This is a genomic window from Streptosporangium sandarakinum (genome assembly GCF_013409935.1).
In the GTDB taxonomy this organism is placed as follows: domain Bacteria; phylum Actinomycetota; class Actinomycetes; order Streptosporangiales; family Streptosporangiaceae; genus Streptosporangium; species Streptosporangium nondiastaticum.
This window is the reverse complement of sequence record NZ_JACCCO010000001.1, coordinates 3,000,585-3,019,282: the sequence shown is the minus strand read 5'-3', so window position 1 is coordinate 3,019,282 and position 18,698 is coordinate 3,000,585. Positions and strand designations below refer to the sequence as shown.

Annotated in this window: 17 protein-coding genes and 1 pseudogene; 12 read left to right on the top strand and 6 right to left on the bottom strand. The window is 70.7% G+C overall.

Annotation, left to right across the window (positions count from 1 at the left end):
* Window positions 1-67: 67 nt before the first annotated feature.
* From HDA43_RS13485 to HDA43_RS13465, 5 genes are all read left to right on the top strand, one after another.
* The gene (locus tag HDA43_RS13485) at window positions 68-1,057 is read left to right on the top strand and encodes an MDR family NADP-dependent oxidoreductase (protein ID WP_179820426.1); all 990 of its coding nucleotides are present in this window, start codon (window positions 68-70) and stop codon (window positions 1,055-1,057) included.
* Window positions 1,054-1,698 carry a DNA glycosylase AlkZ-like family protein gene (locus HDA43_RS13480; protein WP_179820424.1) on the top strand — a complete coding sequence of 215 codons (645 nt, stop codon included), beginning with the start codon at window positions 1,054-1,056 and terminating at the stop codon, window positions 1,696-1,698. Before HDA43_RS13485 ends, HDA43_RS13480 begins: the two co-directional genes overlap by 4 nt.
* A gap of 263 nt (window positions 1,699-1,961) precedes the next feature.
* Complete coding sequence (locus HDA43_RS13475) at window positions 1,962-2,441, top strand: SigE family RNA polymerase sigma factor (RefSeq protein ID WP_179820422.1); 480 nt, start codon at window positions 1,962-1,964, stop codon at window positions 2,439-2,441.
* Complete coding sequence (locus HDA43_RS13470) at window positions 2,438-3,610, top strand: hypothetical protein (protein ID WP_179820420.1); 1,173 nt, start codon at window positions 2,438-2,440, stop codon at window positions 3,608-3,610. Before HDA43_RS13475 ends, HDA43_RS13470 begins: the two co-directional genes overlap by 4 nt.
* A gap of 355 nt (window positions 3,611-3,965) precedes the next feature.
* The gene (locus HDA43_RS13465) at window positions 3,966-5,048 is read left to right on the top strand and encodes a serine hydrolase domain-containing protein (RefSeq protein WP_179820419.1); all 1,083 of its coding nucleotides are present in this window, start codon (window positions 3,966-3,968) and stop codon (window positions 5,046-5,048) included.
* 319 nt (window positions 5,049-5,367) lie between these two features.
* Here HDA43_RS13465 and HDA43_RS13460 read toward each other — a convergent pair whose 3' ends face one another.
* On the bottom strand, window positions 5,368-7,191 hold the full coding sequence (locus tag HDA43_RS13460) for a sensor histidine kinase (protein ID WP_179820416.1): 1,824 nt from the start codon (window positions 7,189-7,191) through the stop codon (window positions 5,368-5,370).
* The gene (locus HDA43_RS13455; protein WP_179820414.1) at window positions 7,188-7,874 is read right to left on the bottom strand and encodes a response regulator; all 687 of its coding nucleotides are present in this window, start codon (window positions 7,872-7,874) and stop codon (window positions 7,188-7,190) included. The genes HDA43_RS13460 and HDA43_RS13455 overlap by 4 nt, the downstream gene beginning before the upstream one ends.
* A gap of 90 nt (window positions 7,875-7,964) precedes the next feature.
* On the opposite strand from HDA43_RS13455, the gene HDA43_RS13450 reads away from it, so the two are divergent.
* Both HDA43_RS13450 and HDA43_RS13445 read left to right on the top strand, forming a co-directional pair.
* A complete protein-coding gene (locus HDA43_RS13450) occupies window positions 7,965-8,696 on the top strand; it encodes a L,D-transpeptidase (protein WP_312873230.1) in 732 nt (243 codons plus the stop codon).
* Between the two features lie 29 nt (window positions 8,697-8,725).
* Entirely contained in the window at window positions 8,726-8,989 is a 264-nt protein-coding gene (locus tag HDA43_RS13445) for a hypothetical protein (protein ID WP_179820411.1), read from the top strand.
* A gap of 180 nt (window positions 8,990-9,169) precedes the next feature.
* Here the strand turns inward: HDA43_RS13445 and HDA43_RS13440 are convergent, their stop codons facing one another.
* Window positions 9,170-11,419, bottom strand: coding sequence for a PxKF domain-containing protein (locus HDA43_RS13440; protein ID WP_179820408.1), 2,250 nt, complete (start codon window positions 11,417-11,419; stop codon window positions 9,170-9,172).
* A gap of 1,011 nt (window positions 11,420-12,430) precedes the next feature.
* On the opposite strand from HDA43_RS13440, the gene HDA43_RS34995 reads away from it, so the two are divergent.
* Entirely contained in the window at window positions 12,431-12,757 is a 327-nt protein-coding gene (locus tag HDA43_RS34995; RefSeq protein ID WP_246423976.1) for a hypothetical protein, read from the top strand.
* Window positions 12,758-12,990: 233 nt separating this feature from the next.
* On the opposite strand, the pseudogene HDA43_RS36680 reads toward HDA43_RS34995, so the two are convergent.
* A pseudogene (locus HDA43_RS36680) lies at window positions 12,991-13,134 on the bottom strand (AraC family transcriptional regulator); the annotation flags it as partial.
* 259 nt (window positions 13,135-13,393) lie between these two features.
* On the opposite strand from HDA43_RS36680, the gene HDA43_RS34345 reads away from it, so the two are divergent.
* Window positions 13,394-13,915 carry an imine reductase family protein gene (locus HDA43_RS34345; protein ID WP_246423975.1) on the top strand — a complete coding sequence of 174 codons (522 nt, stop codon included), beginning with the start codon at window positions 13,394-13,396 and terminating at the stop codon, window positions 13,913-13,915.
* A 43-nt stretch (window positions 13,916-13,958) separates the two neighbouring features.
* Here the strand turns inward: HDA43_RS34345 and HDA43_RS13425 are convergent, their stop codons facing one another.
* On the bottom strand, window positions 13,959-14,600 hold the full coding sequence (locus tag HDA43_RS13425) for a response regulator (RefSeq protein ID WP_179820406.1): 642 nt from the start codon (window positions 14,598-14,600) through the stop codon (window positions 13,959-13,961).
* On the bottom strand, window positions 14,588-16,570 hold the full coding sequence (locus HDA43_RS13420) for a sensor histidine kinase (RefSeq protein WP_179820404.1): 1,983 nt from the start codon (window positions 16,568-16,570) through the stop codon (window positions 14,588-14,590). Before HDA43_RS13420 ends, HDA43_RS13425 begins: the two co-directional genes overlap by 13 nt.
* A 130-nt stretch (window positions 16,571-16,700) precedes the next feature.
* Here HDA43_RS13420 and HDA43_RS13415 point away from each other — a divergent pair, with 130 nt between their 5' ends.
* From HDA43_RS13415 to HDA43_RS13405, 3 genes are all read left to right on the top strand, one after another.
* A complete protein-coding gene (locus HDA43_RS13415) occupies window positions 16,701-17,051 on the top strand; it encodes a hypothetical protein (RefSeq protein ID WP_179820402.1) in 351 nt (116 codons plus the stop codon).
* Between the two features lie 106 nt (window positions 17,052-17,157).
* On the top strand, window positions 17,158-17,865 hold the full coding sequence (locus HDA43_RS13410; RefSeq protein WP_179820400.1) for a DUF4386 family protein: 708 nt from the start codon (window positions 17,158-17,160) through the stop codon (window positions 17,863-17,865).
* Window positions 17,866-18,007: 142 nt separating this feature from the next.
* The gene (locus HDA43_RS13405) at window positions 18,008-18,679 is read left to right on the top strand and encodes an acetoacetate decarboxylase family protein (RefSeq protein WP_218911715.1); all 672 of its coding nucleotides are present in this window, start codon (window positions 18,008-18,010) and stop codon (window positions 18,677-18,679) included.
* Window positions 18,680-18,698: the final 19 nt, after the last annotated feature.

Sequence of the window (18,698 nt, the reverse complement as noted above, 5' to 3'; positions counted from 1 at the left end):
TTCCGGTCAAAAAGTGGCCGGAAGCCTCCCTAGCGTTGAGATCGAAGCCCGCAAGGAAGGAACAGGAATGATCACTCGTGAGATCCGGCTGGCCGCGCACGTCACCGAGGAGCCCGGCCTCGATCACTTCGCCCTCGCCGAGACCGAGGTGGACGGCGAGGTGATCGTCAGGACCGACTATGTCGGGTTGGCCGCGACCTATCTGGAGCTGATGCGGGCCGACTGCCGGATCCCGGTGCCCGCCTGGCAGCCCGGCGACCGGGTGGGCGCCGCCGTCGTGGGCACTGTGGTCCGCTCCGACAGCCCGGATCTCGCCGTGGGTGATCTGGTGCAGTCGATGACCGGCTGGAGCGAGTACTCGGCGGGCCCGGCCGCGCAGTACGTCAAGCTCGACCGTGACCTTTTCCCCGAGCCCTCCTATCACCTCGGCCAGGGCGTGACCGCCTACTACGGGATGGCCGATGTCGCCGCCGTGGGGGAGGGGGACGTGGTGTTCGTCTCGGGCGCGGCCGGCGGGGTCGGTTCGCTGGCCGGGCAGATCGCCAAATGCCGGGGCGCGGCCAGGGTGATCGGCAGCGCGGGCAGCCGGGCGAAGGCCGCCTACCTGGTCGACGAGCTGGGCTATGACGCCGCCTTCGACTACCACGACGGACCGGTGGCCGACCGGCTGCGGGAGCTCGCGCCCGAGGGCATCACGGTCTTCTTCGACGTCGTGGGCGGCGAGCAGTACCAGGCGGCGGTCCGGACGGCGCGGCCCGGCGCCCGCTTCGCGCTGTGCGGCTCCCTTTCCCACCAGCTCGGCGGCGGCGCCGACCGCTTTCCCGAGCCGGACCGTGCGGCGGCCCAGGCTAGAGGCATCGAGCTGTTGCCGTTCTCCTGCCACCACACGCCGGAACAGGTCGCGGCCTGGCGTGAGTACTTCCCCCGATGGCTGGGAGAAGGCCGTTTCGTCTTCCCGCAGACCATCGTGGAGGGCGGCATCAAGGAGGTGCCCGGCGCGTTCCTGTCCATGCTCAAGGGCTCCTACCGGGGCAACGTCGCGGTGCGGTTGGCGTGAGCGGGCTCTCCCGGCGCGCGCTCAACCGGGCCCTGCTGCACCGGCAGTTCCTGGTGCGGCGCACCGGCCGTACCGCACTGGAGGTGATCGGTCATCTGGTCGCGATGCAGGCCCAGGAGCCGAACTGGCCCTACGTCGGACTGTGGAGCCGGATCGACGGCTTCACCCAGACCCGGCTGAGCGATCTGCTGGAGGAGCGTACGGTGGTCCGCTCGGCGCTGCTGCGCAGCACCCAGCACCTGGCCGTGGCCGACGACTTCCGTCGGCTCCGGCCGGTGCTGCAACCGGTTCTCGACCGTACGGCGAGCACGCCGTACTTCAGACGGGTGAGCGAGGGGCTCGACACCGATGGGCTCATCGCGGACGGAGCGCGGATCCTGGCGGGCCGGACGCTGCCCCGGCGGGAGCTGGCCCGGCGGGAGCTGGCCCGGCTGCTGGCGCTGCCGGGCGCGGCGATGGTGCTGCCGACCTTCCTCGTCGACGGATTCGTCCACGGCAGCTGGTCGCTCAAGGACGACACGCTGCGCCTGGTCCCGTTCCGGCCGTTGCGGCCGGCCGAGATGAGCGCGGTGACGGAGGAGGCCGAACGCATGATGCCGTTCCTGGGCGTCAGGAACATCGCCTTCGGCCAGGCGTCGTAGCGGCACCGCCTCCGCACACAGCGCCGGTGGAGGTGAACCTTCGTATCAGCGCGGTCCAGCCCTCCGCCAGGCAGCCAGAAGAGTCATCGCCTGAGAGGAGCCGCTACCACCGGCGACATCTTCTCAAGGTGCCGAACGGCTACTGCGGCCTCGGCGGGACCGACGTCAAGCCGGGTGACCGTCCGATTCATCGGATTCCAGATGATGCAACATTTCGGGGTTCTGGTGCGTCTCAGCCGGGATGAACGAGAGGATTCCCGCCCGTGGATGACGCGCCGGATTTCGCGGACTTCGCCGCCGATCGGATCGATGCGTTGTTCCGCTACGCCTACATGCTCACCGGCAACCCGCACGACGCCGCCGACCTCGTTCAGGAGGCGATGGTACGGCTGCGCAGCTCATGGCCGCGTGTGCGGCGCAAGCACAACCCGGAGAGCTACGTGCGAACCACGATCACCCGGCTGCACATCTCCGTCTGGAGGCGGCGCAGGCGCGAACATCTGGCATGGGATGTGCCCGAACGGCCGCAACCGGTGGCGGAGCCACCGCCGGACCTCTGGGACGAGTTGGCCAAACTGCCCAAGAGGCAGCGTGCCGTACTGGTCCTGCGCTACTACGAGGACCGATCGGATGCCGAGATCGCCGAGATCCTCGGCATTTCTCCCGGAACCGTACGGAGCCAGGCATCCCGTGCCCTCGGCAAACTGCGTGACACCGTCAACCCGCTAAGGAACCTGCGATGAACGACGTCGAAGAGGCGCTGCGCCGTACGTTCGCCCGCGCGGAGACGCGGATCCCGGCCACTCCGCCGGATCTGCTGCGCCAGGTGACCGTGGGGCGGACCCGGCGCGGCCGCCGTGGCCTGGTGCTGGCGACCGCGATGGCCACCTGCCTGGCGATCTGGGCGGCGTCAGGCGTGACATGGTGGGCTTCCGAGCAGCGACCCGCCACCGCGGCCAAGCCTACGCCGTACGTTCATGAACCACGGATCGTGGAGGAGATCGCGCCGCCGCTGGAACAGGTGCTGCCTTCGGTGATCGCGGAGGTCCCCCGGAAGGTCCCGAACGGTAAGGCGTTCACACCGAAGCGGTTCATCGATTCACGCACCATGCTCGGGTACGTGTCGAAGAAGGGCTACGATCGCGCGCCTGAGTTGTGGGCTTATCACCTGGAGTCGCAGACCTTTCGGCGCCTGGCCGTCATCGACCGCCCCATCGCGCCGGTGGACTCGCCGGCGGTGGGCGACGGCGTGATCGCCTGGTTCAAGTACGTGAACCGAGACATCCACATCATGACGATTCCGATGACCGGGGGCACTCCCCGCACCGTGGTCTCGTTCCCGGCCGAACTGGATGTGGACAAGGTGAACGGGGACACCATTCACGGTGTGGACCTGGCCGTCGGAGGCGGCAGGATCTTCTGGTCGTCGATCAAGTCGGGGGGCGTCAACCAGGTTCCGGTGGCGGGCGGCGAACCGTCGTCCGTCCCGGGTACGAAGGGGCTGCGCCTCTTCTCCTGGCCCTGGGCTGGGCGTCCCGCCGATGGCCCGGGGGCCATGACGAATCTGCTCAACCTGAGCACCGGGGAGCGGCTGAAAGATCCGGCGCGGGCGCGGTGCGATGTGACCTGGTGCCTCACCGGCAACCGGGCGACCCGCCGCGACGGCAGCCGGGTTCTGGACCTGCCGGGCGACAGCCCCCGGTCACTCGTGGCCGACCGCTTCGTCACCATGGATCAGGTCGACGAGCAGGGACGGAAGGCCTCAGTGATCTTCGATCTCGCCACATCACGGGCCGGCAGGCTGTGGATTCGCAACGACCGCAAGGCATCCCCCACCCTCTACACGGATACGGAGATGCTCTACTTCAAGCGCGGTGACAAGTGGGCCGTCATTCACGACCCGGACCGTTGAACGACAGGGCCACGCGGCCACGGTCATTGCCGGTTCGGTGCCCCATACGCTGGACGGGAAGTCCGCCCACGCAAGCCCCCGCCCACCGAGGCTGTCGCCATCCGTTGAGCATCGCTCCGAAACTCCGCGGAAGGCGGAAGGCGGGGATTTCCCGAACGACCAGCCGGAGGCGGTTGCCGGCGTGGCGCCTCTCGGGACGTTTCGCCACCGGCGAATCCGCGGCAGAGCCGCTCACCGGACGGACCCGGCTTGGTAGTGCAGGCCCCACCGTGAACAACCCTGACGGCATGACTGATCTTCGAATGCGAAAACCGAAGGATAGAGGCATCACCTCACGTACAAGGAGATCCTCTCAATGCGTAAGCTTCTTGCCGTCGCGGCCGCCGGCACGGCCTTCGCCGTCCTCCTGGGCGCTGCCTCGCCGGCCTTGGCCACCGGCGTCGCCGTCTCCGGTGGCAAGGCCGTCCAGCAGCAGGTGGACCGGCTGACAAAGCAGGACGGCATGGCCGGTGCGGTGCTTTCCGTGCGTGACCGCGATGGCCGCACGACGACGTGGACTTCCGGCACCGCGCAGCGTGGCACCGGCAGGCCGATGGTCGGCGGGGACGGCCGGTTCCGCGCGGCGAGCGTCACCAAACCGGTGATCGCGACGGCGGTGATGCGGCTGGTCGACGGTGGCAAGCTGGACCTGGATGAGCAGGTCGAGCACTACCTGCCCGGCTCGTTGCACGGTGCGCGTGTCACCGTCCGTCAGCTGCTGAAGCACACCAGCGGCTTGCCGGAGTACTTCGACCTGGTCGACTGGACCAAGCCCGCCATTCCCGCCGATCACCTCGCGCTCGCCTTGACCCGCCCCATGGTCGGCGAACCGGGCGAGCGGTGGTTCTACTCCAACACCAACTATCTGGTGGCCGGCATGCTGATCCAGAAGGTGACGGGCAAGGACTTCCGCGAGGTGACCGAGGACGGCGTGCTGAAGGGCCTGCCCGGCACCTACTGGCCGAAGAACGGCGAACTCGGCATCCGCGACCGGCACGCACACACCTACGGCATCAACCCCGCCTCCCCGCGGTCCGGGGAGACGGACACCACCCGACTGCCCGGCTACGCCTTCGGCGCCGGCGGCGGCCTCATCTCCACCCCGGAAGACCTCAACCGCTTCTGGCAGTCCATCCCCGAGGTGACCCTGCGTACGATGCTCGCCGACCCGGTGCCCGCCTCCGACCCCAAGGGCAGCCGCTACGGCCTTGGCCTGTACACCTATCAGCTGAGCTGCGGCCCCGCCTGGATGCACGACGGCGGCCTGCCGGGCACCCGTGTGCTGAGCGGGCGCAACCGCGCGGGCAAGGCCGCGACCGTCTACGTCACCGGCACGCCGAAGGGCGACGAGCATCTCTTCGCCACCCTCGACGCCGCGCTCTGCCGCCCCTCACGCTGATCCACACCCCAGCGGTTCCTGCCCGTGGCCGGTCCCGAAGCGGAAGCCGGCCGCGCTCGGCGCGAGCCCTTCTCGCGCGCCGCGGTACGCCGGCTCATGGCCGCGTACGAGATCGAGAACCGCACCGGCGATCGGTGTCCCACACGGGCTCAGGGCCGATGCGTTCCCGGTTGGTGAGACGGGCGCGCCTCTGACACGGGCGAGTGGTCGAGCGCGCTCCGGTTCGGGAACGGCAAACGCGTTTCCAGGCCAGAAGGGCGTCGTCAGGGGGGCGGATCCGTCGAGGACGGACGTCGATTCCGGGTGACACGGCGGGCCTTCATGGGTCCTGCTGCGACGGGAGACGCAGAGTGAACGTCGTGCGGACACCTGGCACGCTGGCGACCGTGGCCGTGCCGCCGTGCGCCTCGGCCAGGTTGCGCACGATGGCGAGTCCGAGCCCGCTGCCGCCGGTCTGGCGGTTGCGGGACTTCTCCGCCCGCCAGAACCGGTCGAAGACGTGGGGGAGGTGCTCGGCGCGGATCCCGACCCCCGTGTCGGTCACCTCGATGACGACCTGGTCGCCATCCTGGCGGGCGCCCAGCGTGATGTGCCCGCCGCGTGGCGTGTAGCGCAGGGAGTTGGTCACCAGGTTGCCGATGGCCTGGCGGAGCCGTACCGGATCCGCGGTCAGCGGAGGGTCATCGGTGACCACGGGGGTCAGCGTGAGCCCCGCGGCTTCGGCCCGGCCACGGTGAGCGGTGGTCACCTGGTCGAGAAGGTCGCCGAGGTGAAGGGGTTCGACGTGCAGGCGGAGCTTGCCCGCGTCGGCGAGGGCGAGCTCCTGAAGATCGTCGACGATGTGCTGCAACAGCAGGATCTCCTCGACCAGCGAGGCGATCAGTGCGGGGTCCAACTCGGCGACGCCGTCCTGGGTGGCCTCCAGCCAGCCTCTGAGGTTGCTCAGCGGCGTGCGCAGCTCGTGGGAGATGTCGCTGACCATGGCCTTTCGCTGCTCCTCCATGCGCTGGAGGTGTTCCGACATCTCGTTGAACGCCGTGGCGAGCTCGCTGATCTCGCCGGTGGTCCTGACCGTGACGCGGGCGGAGCTGTCCCCGTCACGCATCCGCTGCGCGGCGTGGGTGAGCGCGTTGACGGGCTTGACCAGGCGTCTGGCCGCCATGACGCTCACGCCCACGGTCAGCACGAGCACGAGGAGGGCGGCACCGGCGATCGAGGGCAGCGGGATGCGCTGGCCGGTGCCCTCGGCGGGGGAGCCGATGTACAGATACGCCGCGGGGGCGACGTAGGGGTCGAGTTGTTCTCTGCGGGCGGTGACGATGCAGGAGGAGATCACCTGATCGGGTTCGGCGACCGGCGGCATCGGCTGTTTCTCCCTGGAGACCCAGGTGAGGTCAAGGCCGACCGAGCCCCTTCCCGCGTCCTTGCCCTTGCCCTTGAGACACTTGCCGACCAGGAGGTTGAGCTGTTTCAACGCGGCCTTCTCGGTGCGCGTCGGCGTGCTGAAGACGGTGGCGTCGCAGACGTCCACCACGGCGGGGGCCTCAGCCGGCACCGGGCTCGGTACCGGGCTCGGCATCGGGCTCGGCTCCTGACCGCCCCCCTGGCTGAGCGTCGTGACGAGGGGCCTGCCGGTGTTCGAGACGGTCACCTGTACGGCCTGCCCGGTGCGGCCCGCACAGGCGGCGTAGGTGTCGGCGGCCTTCCTCAGCCGGGCGCGATCACGGGCGGACAGCAGGAAAGGGCCTACCGCGCGTGGATCGATGCGGTCCCTGGCCGCCCCCGGCACCAGGGTCACGTCCACGGCCAGCGGGTCGACGACGGCCGACACCTTGGCGGGCAGTGGGGTCCCGGCGGTCGCCGAGTCGGCGATGAGGGCGCCGCTCTCGGTGACCAGCGCGATGCGGCGGCCGTTCTGGGCGGCGAGGTCGCGCAGGGTTCCGGCCACGCCCGACCAGTCCGGATGGCGGGAGGCGTAGCCGAGCAGGCTGTTGTTGATCCGGGCGTCGCTGGCCAGCGTCTGGCCCTGCTCTTGCTGGATGGCGCCGGAGGTGCTGCTGGCGGCCAGCCACGCGGTCGCCGTGATCGAGCAGACCGCCACGACAGCCGAACTCGTGAGCAGTCTGGCGAACAACGACCTCATGCGCGGGTCAGTTTGTAGCCGACGCCGTACACGGTCAGCAGCCGGACCGGGCGGCGCGGATCAGACTCGATCTTCTTACGCAGGTTCATCACGTGCACGTCGACCGTGCGTTCGGTGATGAACCTGTCGAAACCATGGATGCGCTCCAGCAACTGCTTCCTGGTGAACACCCGTTCCGGCTCGGCGGCCAGCGTCTCGATGATCCGGAACTCCGCGAGTGTGCAGTCCACCAGCGTGTCCGCCGCGGTGACGGTGTGCCTGACCGGGTCCACGAGGAGATCACCCACCTGGAACACCTGCCGATCGGCGCCGTGGGACCTCCCGGTGCGGCGCAGCAGGGTCCGCACGCGGGCCATCAGCTCACGCGGGCTGTACGGCTTGGCGACATAGTCGTCAGCGCCGAGGTCGAGCCCCAGCAGCAGATCGTCCTCGGTGGACCTGGCGGTCAGCATCAGGATCGGCAGGTCGGACTCGGCGCGCAGCACCCGGCAGACGTCCAACCCGTCGACCTTCGGCATCATCACGTCGAGTACCACGAGGCCGGGATCCGCCCGCCGCGCCTCGTCGATCGCGGAACGCCCGTCGTGCACGACGAGGACCTCGTGGCCCTCCTGCTCCAGATATCGCCTGAGCAGTTCGGCCTGCTTGGGATCGTCCTCGGCGACCAGCACGTACGCGCACATGGGCTGAGGTTATGCCCATGTCAGGGGTGCACATGGGATCTGCATGACAAGCAAACAGGTTCCACACATTCTGTCGCCAGGCTGCGGCAGGTGAGAACCAACCTGCTTCGTACGGCTGCTGCGGCGACACTCGCCTTCCTGCTGACCGGCTGTGGGGGCAGCGCGGGCAGCGCCGCACGATCCGAGCCGGTGGGCAGTGCCGCACGGTCCGAGCCGGTGGGCAGTGGCAGTTCGAAGATCGCGAGCGTCAAGGGATCTCGGATCACGGTCTACGGAAGCAAGGAGGGGGTGGCACAGAGGACGATCACGAGTCCCAACGACTACGGCGCGGTGCGTGTCTTCCTGGTGGAACGTGACGAGGGCGAGTGGCTCCAGGTGCTGCTGCCGATCCGGCCGAACGGCAGCAAGGGCTGGGTCAAGGCCACCGACGTGACGCTCGCGGAGACCGCCTACCGGGTGGAGATCGATCGCGGGGCGTTCAGGTTCACGGTCTATGACGGCGACAGGGCCGTCAGGACGGGCAAGGTCGCGACGGGCGAAGCGGGCACGCCGACGCCTCCGGGTCGCTACTTCTTCACCGAGCTGGTGCGACCCGTCGACCAGGGCGGGGCCTACGGCGCCTACGCCTTCGGGCTGAGCGGCTTCTCACCGGTGCTGAAGAGCTTCGCCGGCGGCCCAGGCCAGCTGGCGATCCACGGGACGAACAAGCCCTCTGCCATCGGCACGCGGGCCAGCCATGGCTGCGTCCGGATCAGCAACGACGACATCACCTGGATGGCGAAGAACCTGGCGATCGGTACTCCGGTCGTCGTACTGGGCTGAGGCCCGACTTGAATGAACAGGGGAATCCTATGAAGATCAAAGCCACGCTCATCGGCATCGGCGCGGCGCTGGCCCTGACCGCGGGCCTCGCGGGTCTCTCGGGCGCGGCCGCGGCCGAGCCTGCGAAGCCGGCCGCCACGCCCGCTCCGGCGCCGGCCGAGGAACGGCCCACGCCCGCTCCGGCGCCGGCCGAGGAACGGCCCACGCCCGCTCCGGCGCCGGCCGAGGAGCGGCCCACGGCCAAGGCGGGCCCGAAGGAACCCGTCGTCGTCAGGCCGGCCTACACCGGCTGATCGTGGTGCGGCGCCGCGGCCACCGGGTCTGCGACGCCGTGCCGGCCTGACGGCCTCCAGCGGGGAGTGGCCGGATCGTGAGACCTCCGGGCGGCGGCGTGCCGCCCGGAGGCCCCGCGTCCGCGGCCGGAGAGCGCGGCGCGATGCCGGCTCCGCTCCCCGGCCGGGGTCGTGTCGCGGTTACTTCAGGTTGATGGTGGTGAAGTGGCTGCTGCCGTCATCGAGCTTCAGCTCGAACGTACGGCAGGTGCCGGACCACCGCTTGTCGGTCTTCCACACGTAGTTGTACCGACCGTCTCCGTAGCCGAGCTTCGAGTTCCCGGGGCCGCCGGTCGGCTCGGCCGTACCGGTCGCCTTCCCGGAGTCGCAGGCCACCGGCTGGGAGACCGGGTAGCCGGCGGCGATGACGTCCAGGCCGCGGTCACCGCCGAGGCCGAACCTGATCGGTACGGCGCTGCCGGCCTTGCCGTCCATCGTCTCCGGGAAGTGGGCCTTCCAGGGGTAGACGACCTGGTAGGTCACCTTCTTGTCGGCTGCGTTGCCGGCCTTGTCGGTGGCGTTCACGGTGAACTCGTGGAAGCCCACGGCGGAGGTGTCGAGCGCGCTGCCGTCGGGCACCGTGCCGGCACAGGTGGCGACCCCGGCGAGGTCGTCATCGCACCGGTAGGACGCGGTCGCGGCCGTCCCGAGCGTGAAGACCGCGCCGTCGGCGGGCATGGCGAGGGAGATCGTCGGCTTCGTGAGGTCGACGGTCATCTTCACCGCCTGGTCACCGGCGATCGACACACCGCGCTCGTTCGCCACCCGGCCGTCGACGGTCGTGGTGAAGTCACAGGTGGCGTGCGGGAGCACCGTCTGCAGCCGGCCGTCGGCGCCGGTGGCGCCCAGGTCACGCGGGCCGTTGCCGCAGTCGGCCCGCACCGGCGCCCCGGCCAGCGGCCGGCCGCCGTCGGAGACCGCGGACACCGTCACCGCGTTCAACGCGTTGTGCGCCACCGCGCCGCCCACGACGTCAAGGGTGATCTGCAGCCGCTCGGGGCTGATGTTGTCCATCGTGTCCGTCGGCCTGTGGTACTGCGGCTCGGTGACGTACGTCCCACCGGTCGGACCGCAGACGGCCGGCGGGGTCGGCGGCCGGTAGTCGAGCCAGATGAACAGCGAGGACGGGATGCCCACGTCGAAGAACGCCTGGTGGTCGCTCTGCCCGAGCCTGCAGTTCCGCAGTCCGTCGAAACCGACGCGCGCGCCCGCGTTGTACGCCTCCTGGACCACGTGGTTCGACTGGCCGTTCGGGGTCAGCGCCCACAGCCGGGCCGGCTCGTACGGCGTGCCGACCATGTCCATCTGCCACTCGCCGACGAACCGTGCCCTCTCCGCCGCGGTCAGCGTGTTGACGTACGCCTTCGCGCCGAGAAGGCCGCCCTCCTCACCGCCGAAGCCGCCGATCCGCAGCTCCTTGTCCAGCGGGTACTGGCTGAGGACCCGGGCGATCTCCAGCGAGACGCCGTTGCCCGAGGCGTCGTCGTGGGCGCCGGGCGCGCCCAGCACCGAGTCGATGTGCGCGCCGACCATGACGATCGGAGCCTTGGTGCCGTCCGGGTCGCCGACCGCGTGCCGGATGCCGATGACGTTGGTGCCCATCGGGTTCACGTACTGGTTGGTCGTGATCCGCAGCGTCAGCGGGCCCTTGTCCAGAAGGTCCTTGATCCAGGTGTGGTGCGCGCTGCCGCCGCCCATCACCGGGATGTTCGGCTGGGCCGTGGTGAGCGTGAACGACGGCGGCGCGTTGTTGCCGGCCGGGTGGGCCAGGATGACCGCGACCGCGCCCTGGCTCACCGCGTTGACCACCGCGGTGTTGCGGACCGACGCGGTGGTGCTGTAGTCCATCATCACGATCTTGCCCGCGGTGTCGGCGGGGAAGTCCGCGGCGGACTGGCCGGTCTTGGCGTAGACGACCCGTCCCTCCACGGCGGCGTCATCGCCGGTGAACTTCGCGCTGGTCGACGCGGCCATCTGCCAGTTCGGTCCTCCCGGCAGGTCGGCGTTCGGGGACGTGACCTTCGCGACGCTCTTGGTCGAGACCGGACCCCATGACTGGAGGGTCACATCGAAGCCGTAGGACTTCAGGACGCCGCCGATGTACTCCGCGCCCTCCCGCTCCTGCGGGGTGCCGTTCAGCCGCGGGCCGATGTTCACGGCGAGCCGCCGAATATGGTCGACGGAGTTGGCCGAGTCGAACCGGTCGACGATCTCTTGGTCGTAGTCCTTCGGCGCGCCGGTCGCGGTGGCCGTCAGGCCCGCGTCTGACGATCCCTGGGTCTGGACACCGCCGGCGGCGGCGGACACGGTCCCGAGGGCCAGCGTCGCCGCCAAGCCGCCGACGAGGGCAAGTCGCCTGAGCCGACGGGGGTGGTCGAATGAACTCCTCATAGAGGAACTCCCTGGTACTGGCGGATGTGGAGGTCCGCGTGGCGTCCTCGCCCTTTGGGCCGCAAGGGGAGAGGACAAGATTCGCGATTAGTACCAGGACGGTAAAATAGGCGTCAATAGGTACATTGCTCCTGACATGGTTGACCGCTGCCGGTAATCTCGCCCCTTCCCGTGGGGGGAGAGCGCGGTGACCCGCCGGCGCCCGCGAGCGCCGTGCGAGCGTGACCGATTCCGTGACCGGGGATCGAAAGCGGGTCCGGGGGTGGCGCCGGCCGGCAGGGGCCGGAGCCTTCCCGGCGCGGAGACCGTCCTCACGGTGGGGGCGGCGCCGACCGAGGGACGGAGTCGTTTTTCGGCGAAAATCTCCACCGCAAGATCCAGGCCCGGCGGCCGGGCCGTATTGTCGGCCATGATCGTGGCTTTTCCGCTGCCGTCCTCGCGAAACGGCGGAATTGATCAAGAGGAGTCGCGGGATCTCTCAAGGGGTGATCTCGGCGGCGGGCCACCTGGTGAGCGGTCCGACCTCGGTCGAGTTCGGAGAGTCGGCAAGGGGCGTTATGCCGCGCCAGGGCCTTGACGTGAAATTCTGAATAAAACAAACTTAATGCTGCGGAATCGAGAAAAGGGCTGATATGTTGCGCCCGCGAGTGGGCGGCGGAAGTGCACCCGGGCCGGAATCGCGGCCTGCATGCCGATCGCATCACGCGACCGGCCCGATCGAGCGCGAGGTGGGGACGTGGTCAAATACTGCGTCATTCCCGGCATCGACGGTAAGCCCGACTCGGAATACATCATGGGTACTTACCCGAACGCCGACGCGGAGTGCAGGAGCAGCGGCGGCCGCGTGGTCGACCGCTCCGAGGGGGTTGCGGCGCGACCGCCGCGGCGGGCCCTCCGGGCGCCGACTCCGGAGCGTCGGCGTCCTCGCCCCTGACCGCCGCGGTCGTCGGCCCCATTCAGAAGCTCCGCGATCAGCTCCCGGAGTCCGACGTCCTGCGCGACCTCGAGATCGTGAACTACTCGCCCGACCTGCTCCGCATGCTTGAGGAAGACGAGGCCGTGCGCGACCGTGCACGCGACGTCGTCGGGATGACGAGCCAGTTCGCGTTCCTCGCCCTGGCCGACCCGCGGGCCGAGACACTCAAGCGCTCGCACTACACCGAGGAACTCCATCGCTGGATGGTCGAACTGGCCGACATGGTGCGTGAACGCACCGATGACGAGGAACTGCGCGGAGCCGTCGATCGCTTGGTCCGTGCCTTCGAGCAGCGGGTCGGCGAGCCCATCGGCGCCCTGATCGAGCGGATGCACGGCGGCGGCTCATCGGCGACTTCCTGAGCCGTGAGCGGCTGATCCAGGTTCGCGCGGGCCCATTCCAGGACAGGACCCAGACCCTCGTCATCGGTCGCCGGCACGGACAGGTCGATGAACTGCGCCTGACCGCCGGGCCGATGGGCGGGGACCACCATCCGGCGGGCCAACTGGTTGGCGATGTGCGCGCCGAGGTCGCGGCGTACCAGGTGAAGGCAGAGATCGAGTCCCGCGGTCAGCCCGGCGCCGGTGAGCACGTCGCCGTCGTCCACATACGGCACCGAGTCGTCGACCTGCACCTTCGGATAGCGCCCGGCCAGCTGGGCGGTGTGCATCCAGTGGGCGGTGGCGCGGCGTCCGTCGAGCAGCCCCGCTTCGGCGAGGGCGAAGGCGCCGGTGCACAGGGAGACGATCCGGGCTCCGGCGGCATGGGCACGGCGACGGAACCTGCGCTCATGGCCCGGAGCCTATGGCGGAAATTTGGTGACATCCGTCATTCCCGTCACTGTTCCGGACCGCGGCCCGCTGAGAACGTGGTCTCCGCGTGATCGACTGCCGCGAGGCAGACGTACAAGGAGCCATGGATGACTTTTGACCACCCGGCCGTGACCGTCCTCGGGCTGGGCTCGCTCGCTCGGCGCCGGCTACCTCGACGGCGCCATCATGACGACTCCTCCGGGCGTCGGCAGCCCGGAGATGATGTTCCTCTACAGCGGCTCACCCGAGGCCTTCGAAGCCCACCGCCCCACCCTGGCCGCACTGGGCGACCCCGTGCACCTGGGCGTCGACCCGGGCCTGGCGTCTCTCTACGATGCCGCGCTGCTCGGCCTGATGTGGTCCACCCTGACCGGTTGGCTGCACGGCGCCGCGCTGGTCGGCGCGGAGAGGGAGGAGGCCACGGCCTTCACTCCCTTCGCGGTCCGCTGGCTGACCGCCGTGGCCGGTTTCATGACCGCGTACGCGCCCCAGGTGGACGTCGGCGTCTACCCGGGTGACGACGCCACCGTCGATGTGCAGATCGCCGCCATCGACCACCTCATCCACGCCGCGGCGGCGCGGGGCGTCGACAACGCGCTGCCCGAACTGCTGAAGCACACCATGGAGCGGGCCGGAGCGGCGGGTCACGGCTCCGACAGCTACGCGAGCGTGATCGAGGTCCTGCGGAACCCGGAGGGCGGCCGATGACCCGGGTACGCCGGGCGCGGGAGACGGCCGGTCGCGGCCGGGTTCAGGGGCGGTTGAGGTAGAGGAGGACGGCCAGCACGCGGCGGTGGTCCTCCTCCGAGCCGGTCAGGCCGAGCTTGGCGAGGATCGAGCTGACATGGGTCTCCACCGTCCGGCCGGTCAGCCAGAGGCGCCGGGCGATGCCGACGTTCGTGCGGCCCTCCGCCATCAGGGCCAGCACTTCGCGCTCCCGGGCGCTCAGTGACGCCAGAGGGTCGGCGGCCCGGCGGGCGCCGATGAGGCGCGCGACGACTTCGGGGTCGAGGGCGGAGCCGCCGGCGGCCACCCGCTGGAGCGCGTCGAAGAAGTCGTCGACATCGAAGACCCGGTCCTTGAGCAGGTAGCCGAACCTCCCGCGGGACACCAGGTCGACGGAGTGCCGGGTCTCGACGTGCTGGGAGAGCAGGACGATGCCGAGCTCCGGGTGGGTGTCGCGGATCCGCCGGGCCGCTCGGGCGCCGTCGTCGGTGAGATCGGGCGGCATCCGGATGTCGATGATCACCAGATCGGGGTTCGCGGCCGCGACGGCGGCGATCAGCCCCGGGGCGTCCTGGGCTTTGGCCACGACCTCGTGCCCGGCGTCGGCGAGCAGGCGGGCCAGCCCCTCCCGGAACAGCACGGAGTCCTCGCCGATCACAACGCGCACGGCAGCTCCGCCTCGATCAGGGTGCCGCCGCCCGCCGGGCTGGACAGCCGTAACGCGCCACCGGCCGCCCGCACCCGGTCGGCGAGGCCCGCCAGGCCGGCCCCCGGACGTATCTCGGCGCCCCCGGGCCCGTCGTCGCTGACCCGTACGGTGACCCGATCGCCGGCCCGGGTGACGCGGACTCCGATCGTGGCGGGTCCGGCGTGCTTGACCGCGTTGGTCATCGCCTCGCTCGCGACGTAGTAGGCGGTCATCGCCACGTCCTCGGGGAGGTCGTCGGCGGCGACGTCGAGTGTCACGGGGACCGGTACCTTGCCGGCCAGCATGACCAGTGCGTTGCCGAGCCCGTCGTCGAGGCTGCTGGGCCGCAGGCCGTGGGCGATCTGCCGTAGCTCGGTGACCGCGACGGCCAGCTCCGCCACCCACCGGTCGAGCAGGCCGTCGACGTGGACCGTGCCGTCGTGGAGATGGCGCTGTGCCAGCCGGATCGCCATGCCGAGGGAGACCAGGCGCTGCTGCGCCCCGTCGTGCAGGTCGCGTTCGAGCCGCCGCCGCTCCTCGTATCCGGCGTGCAGCAGCCGGGTACGGCTGGCCTCGGCCTCGCCGAGCGCCCGGCTCACCTCGATGCGCAGCCGGACCACCTCGATGAGCAGCGCGCCGGCCGAGGCCGCCTCGCGCAGCAGTTCCCGGCTGCCGGCGTTACCGCGCACGATGGCACCGATGTCGTGGCCGCCGAGCCGTACCTGTGCGACGAGGGCGTCGCCGGGGTCGACCGGAGCGCCGGTCGCGTCGACGAGCCGGGACGCGCCGGGCAGCCGGTAGCCGACCCGCAGCGCCGGGTCGCGCAGCGCGGTGCGCAATGTGGTCTCCAGCTCCTCTGGCTGCGCCTGACCCGCGTGCGTACGGTCGCGCAGCTCTTCGATGGCGGTCAGCACGGCCTGCCGGTCCGGGTAGAACCGGCGGTCGACCCAGCGTTGGAGCCGGACGCGCAGCGGGGACAGCGCGGCGGCGCAGATGGCCGTGCCCGCGGCCGCGGCGACGGGCGAGCTCCGGCCGGCGCCGAGGCCCACCAGGAACGAGGCGGCCGTGTAGAAGCCGAGCAGGATCGCCGTCACCAGGCCGTAGGTGACGGCGGTGCTGATCGCGCGGTCGATGTCGTAGAGGTCGTGCCGCAGCACGGCGATCGTGGTCGCCACCGGAATCGCCAGGGCCGTCGCCGCCAGGCCGGCGAGCACGAGATCCGGCCCGTCGAGGAACAGGTAGCTCGCCCAGCAGAGCAGCAGCGTCAGCGGCAGGCAGGCGGCGCCGAGCGCGAACCACTTGAGCTGTGCCCGCTTCGCCTTCCCGGTCGTCCTCCGGTAGCGGAGCACCACCGCGGCGGCGGACGCGACCAGCAGGCCGAGGAAGACCGGCAGCAGCGCCAGGCCCACCACCCGCAGCACCGGCAGGTAGGGCTCCGGGAGCCGGAAGAGGTGCGGCGTGGACTCGAACGGCGGCCGGTAGGGGCCGGGATCGAACGCCGTGATCAGCATGAAGAGCGCCGGAACGCCCAGCAGCCCGGCGATCGCCCAGCGCCATCGCCGCCCCGGCAGCCGTCCGTCCGGAAACACCAGCATGAGGAGTGCCGCCGGCACGTACAGGAACATCCAGTCGCCCTGCGACAGGGCCGCGTACAACTCGGAGAACGGCAGGTCCGGCCGGCGGGTGACGGCCGAGGCGTACAGGTCGCCGACGGTGACCCACACCGCCGTCGCGCCGACCAGCATGAGCAGCGGGCCGACGACGCTGTCGGGACGCCGTACGGCGACCAGCATCCCGAGCACCACGGAGGGCAGCGCCAGCGTCGCGCCGGCCGCGAACTCCGTCGTGGCACCGCCGTCGCCGCCGATCACCGCCAGCACCACCCCGGCGCCCGTGAGCACGCCGATCAGGGGCGCCAGGGCGAACGCGAGAAGACGGGGGGTGGCCACGCCTACACGGTAGGACTCCGGGGCCGCCCGATGAATACGTGCCAGTACGGAGATCGGTCCCGTGCCCGCCCGGATCCGCGGACCCGGGCGGGCGGCCGAGACTGCGAGCAGGCACACGAAGGAGGACCACATGAAACGCTCCCGTCTTCTCACCGCCGGGCTGATCCTGAGCGGCCTGCTCGGCCTCATCGATGTGGTCACGCTGCCGTTCGGCGACGGGGAACACCCGCCGTTCGCGGTGGCCGTCGCGGGGGCCGTCCTCGGGCTGATCACCCTGGTCGGCGTCGTGCTCGCCTGGCGCGGCAGCCGGGGCGGCGCGGTCGCCGTGATCGTCTCCAGGCTGCTGTCGGGGCTGACCGCCGTCCCCGCGTTCTTCGCCGGCGGAGTTCCCGCAGAGGCGATGGCGATGGCCGCGGCCGGCGTCGTACTCACCCTCGGTTGCATCGCGCTGGTCGCGCCGGCGCTGCGACCCCGCGGCTGAACCCGCGACCCTCACCGGCGCGGCTCGTCACCCCTGACGTGAGCGTCGCCCGAACCCACCCCGCGCTCCGCCGAAGGCGTGCGGGCCGCACCCCCCGAGGAGAATCGTGGAAACATCCGTCCCGTCCTCCGGCGTGTCCGCGCCGGCCGGTCCGTCGCCCACCCGCAGCCTCCCGCTCGCCATGGCGCTGTTCAGTGCGCCATGGGGATTCGTCGTCGCCAACGGCGCCTACGCGTGGGCCACCCGCGCCGGAGGAGGCGACGGCAACGGCGCGGAGACGCTCGCCCTGGCCGCGGCCCACCCCGGCCTGTATCGCCTCGGCACCGTCGCCGCGATGCTGGGGAGCCTGCTCATGGTGCCGGCGGTTCTCGGCGCCAAGCGACTCGTGGCTGATCGGAGCCCGAAGCTCGGTTTCGCCGGTGCGGTACTGATGGCCGGTGGGTACATCTGCTACTTCGGGGTCGCCCTCAGCGGGATCACCGACCTCGCCATGGCCGAGCGCGGCGGCCCCATCGCGGATTACGCGGCCGTCCTGGACAGCTCCCAGAGCGACGCGTCGGCCCTGTGGGTGTTCCTTCTCTTCGTGCTGGGCAACCTGGTCGGGACGCTGCTGCTCGGCCTGGCCCTCCTCCGCAGCCGCAGGGTCCCGCTCTGGGCGGCCGCCGCGGTCCTCGCCTGGCCTCCGCTCCATGTGACCGGGCTTGTGGTCGGCAGCGAGTGGTTCGAGGTCGCGGGCGCCGTCCTGCAGGGGGTCGGCCTGGCGGTGACCGGCTCTCGCCTCCTGGCCGCGGCGGGCCCGGCCCCGCGGTCCTGACCGGCCGGGAGAAGCCGGGCCGGGGGCGGTGGAGGACATGGCCCGGCGCGCGTTCGAGGCCGCCGGTTCGCCCGCGTCGTTGTCCTCGGTGAGGGCGTCACGTAGGTTCCGGCTATGAGTCGTCGATAGCGAGGGAGAGATCGTGTCCGACCTCGTCGCACCCCAGCTCGTCGTCAACAGCCGGATGATCTATTTCGGGTGGGTGCCGGCCGACCCCGACGCCGTCGCGGCCCTCGTGCCCGACGGGTTGAAGCCGATGGCCAACCGGCAGGTCTTCATGAACCAGTACGTCGTCGACCGGCCGGAGCAGACCTCCGGGTTCGGCGCCTACTCGCTGACCTACATCGGGCCCGACCTGGAGGACGCCTACGCGCCCGACGGCGTGACCCCCGGCCGCTGGTGGACGCACTACTTCAACTCCAGCGAGGTGGTGCGCGAGTACGCGGTCGCCCGCGGGGCGCCGGCCACCCCCGGCCGTACGACGATCGAGATCGACGGGGACACGCTGGTCGCGACGACGGAGGCAGACGGCGTGCCGGTGATCCGTACGACCGCGCGGGTCGGGCGGACCGGCACGGCCGTCAACCGGGGGCAGCTGCGGTACGTCACCGAGGTGGACGGGCGGCGGATCAGCGGGAACTATCCGTTCGTGGCGGAGCCGGTCGATCCGTTCGAGGTCGTCTCGCTGGAGTTCCTGGAGCCGGGCCACCCCGTCCACGCGCTCCGCCCGGCGGACCCCCTGCAGATCGTGTGGGGGTTCTACTCGCCCCGGTCCTCCTTCGCCTATCCGGGCGGCGAGTCGGCGATGGACTGACCGGCCGCGGACCCCCTCC

Bases quoted from the DNA above. Each gene is read 5' to 3' on its own strand.
- HDA43_RS13485 (WP_179820426.1), top strand. From the start codon at position 68: ATGATCACTCGTGAGATCCGGCTGGCCGCGCACGTCACCGAGGAGCCC.
- HDA43_RS13470 (WP_179820420.1), top strand. From the start codon at position 2,438: ATGAACGACGTCGAAGAGGCGCTGCGCCGTACGTTCGCCCGCGCGGAG.
- HDA43_RS13465 (WP_179820419.1), top strand. From the start codon at position 3,966: ATGCGTAAGCTTCTTGCCGTCGCGGCCGCCGGCACGGCCTTCGCCGTC.
- HDA43_RS13460 (WP_179820416.1), bottom strand. From the start codon at position 7,191: ATGAGGTCGTTGTTCGCCAGACTGCTCACGAGTTCGGCTGTCGTGGCG.
- HDA43_RS13455 (WP_179820414.1), bottom strand. From the start codon at position 7,874: ATGTGCGCGTACGTGCTGGTCGCCGAGGACGATCCCAAGCAGGCCGAA.
- HDA43_RS13445 (WP_179820411.1), top strand. From the start codon at position 8,726: ATGAAGATCAAAGCCACGCTCATCGGCATCGGCGCGGCGCTGGCCCTG.
- HDA43_RS13440 (WP_179820408.1), bottom strand. From the start codon at position 11,419: ATGAGGAGTTCATTCGACCACCCCCGTCGGCTCAGGCGACTTGCCCTC.
- HDA43_RS34345 (WP_246423975.1), top strand. From the start codon at position 13,394: ATGACGACTCCTCCGGGCGTCGGCAGCCCGGAGATGATGTTCCTCTAC.
- HDA43_RS13415 (WP_179820402.1), top strand. From the start codon at position 16,701: ATGAAACGCTCCCGTCTTCTCACCGCCGGGCTGATCCTGAGCGGCCTG.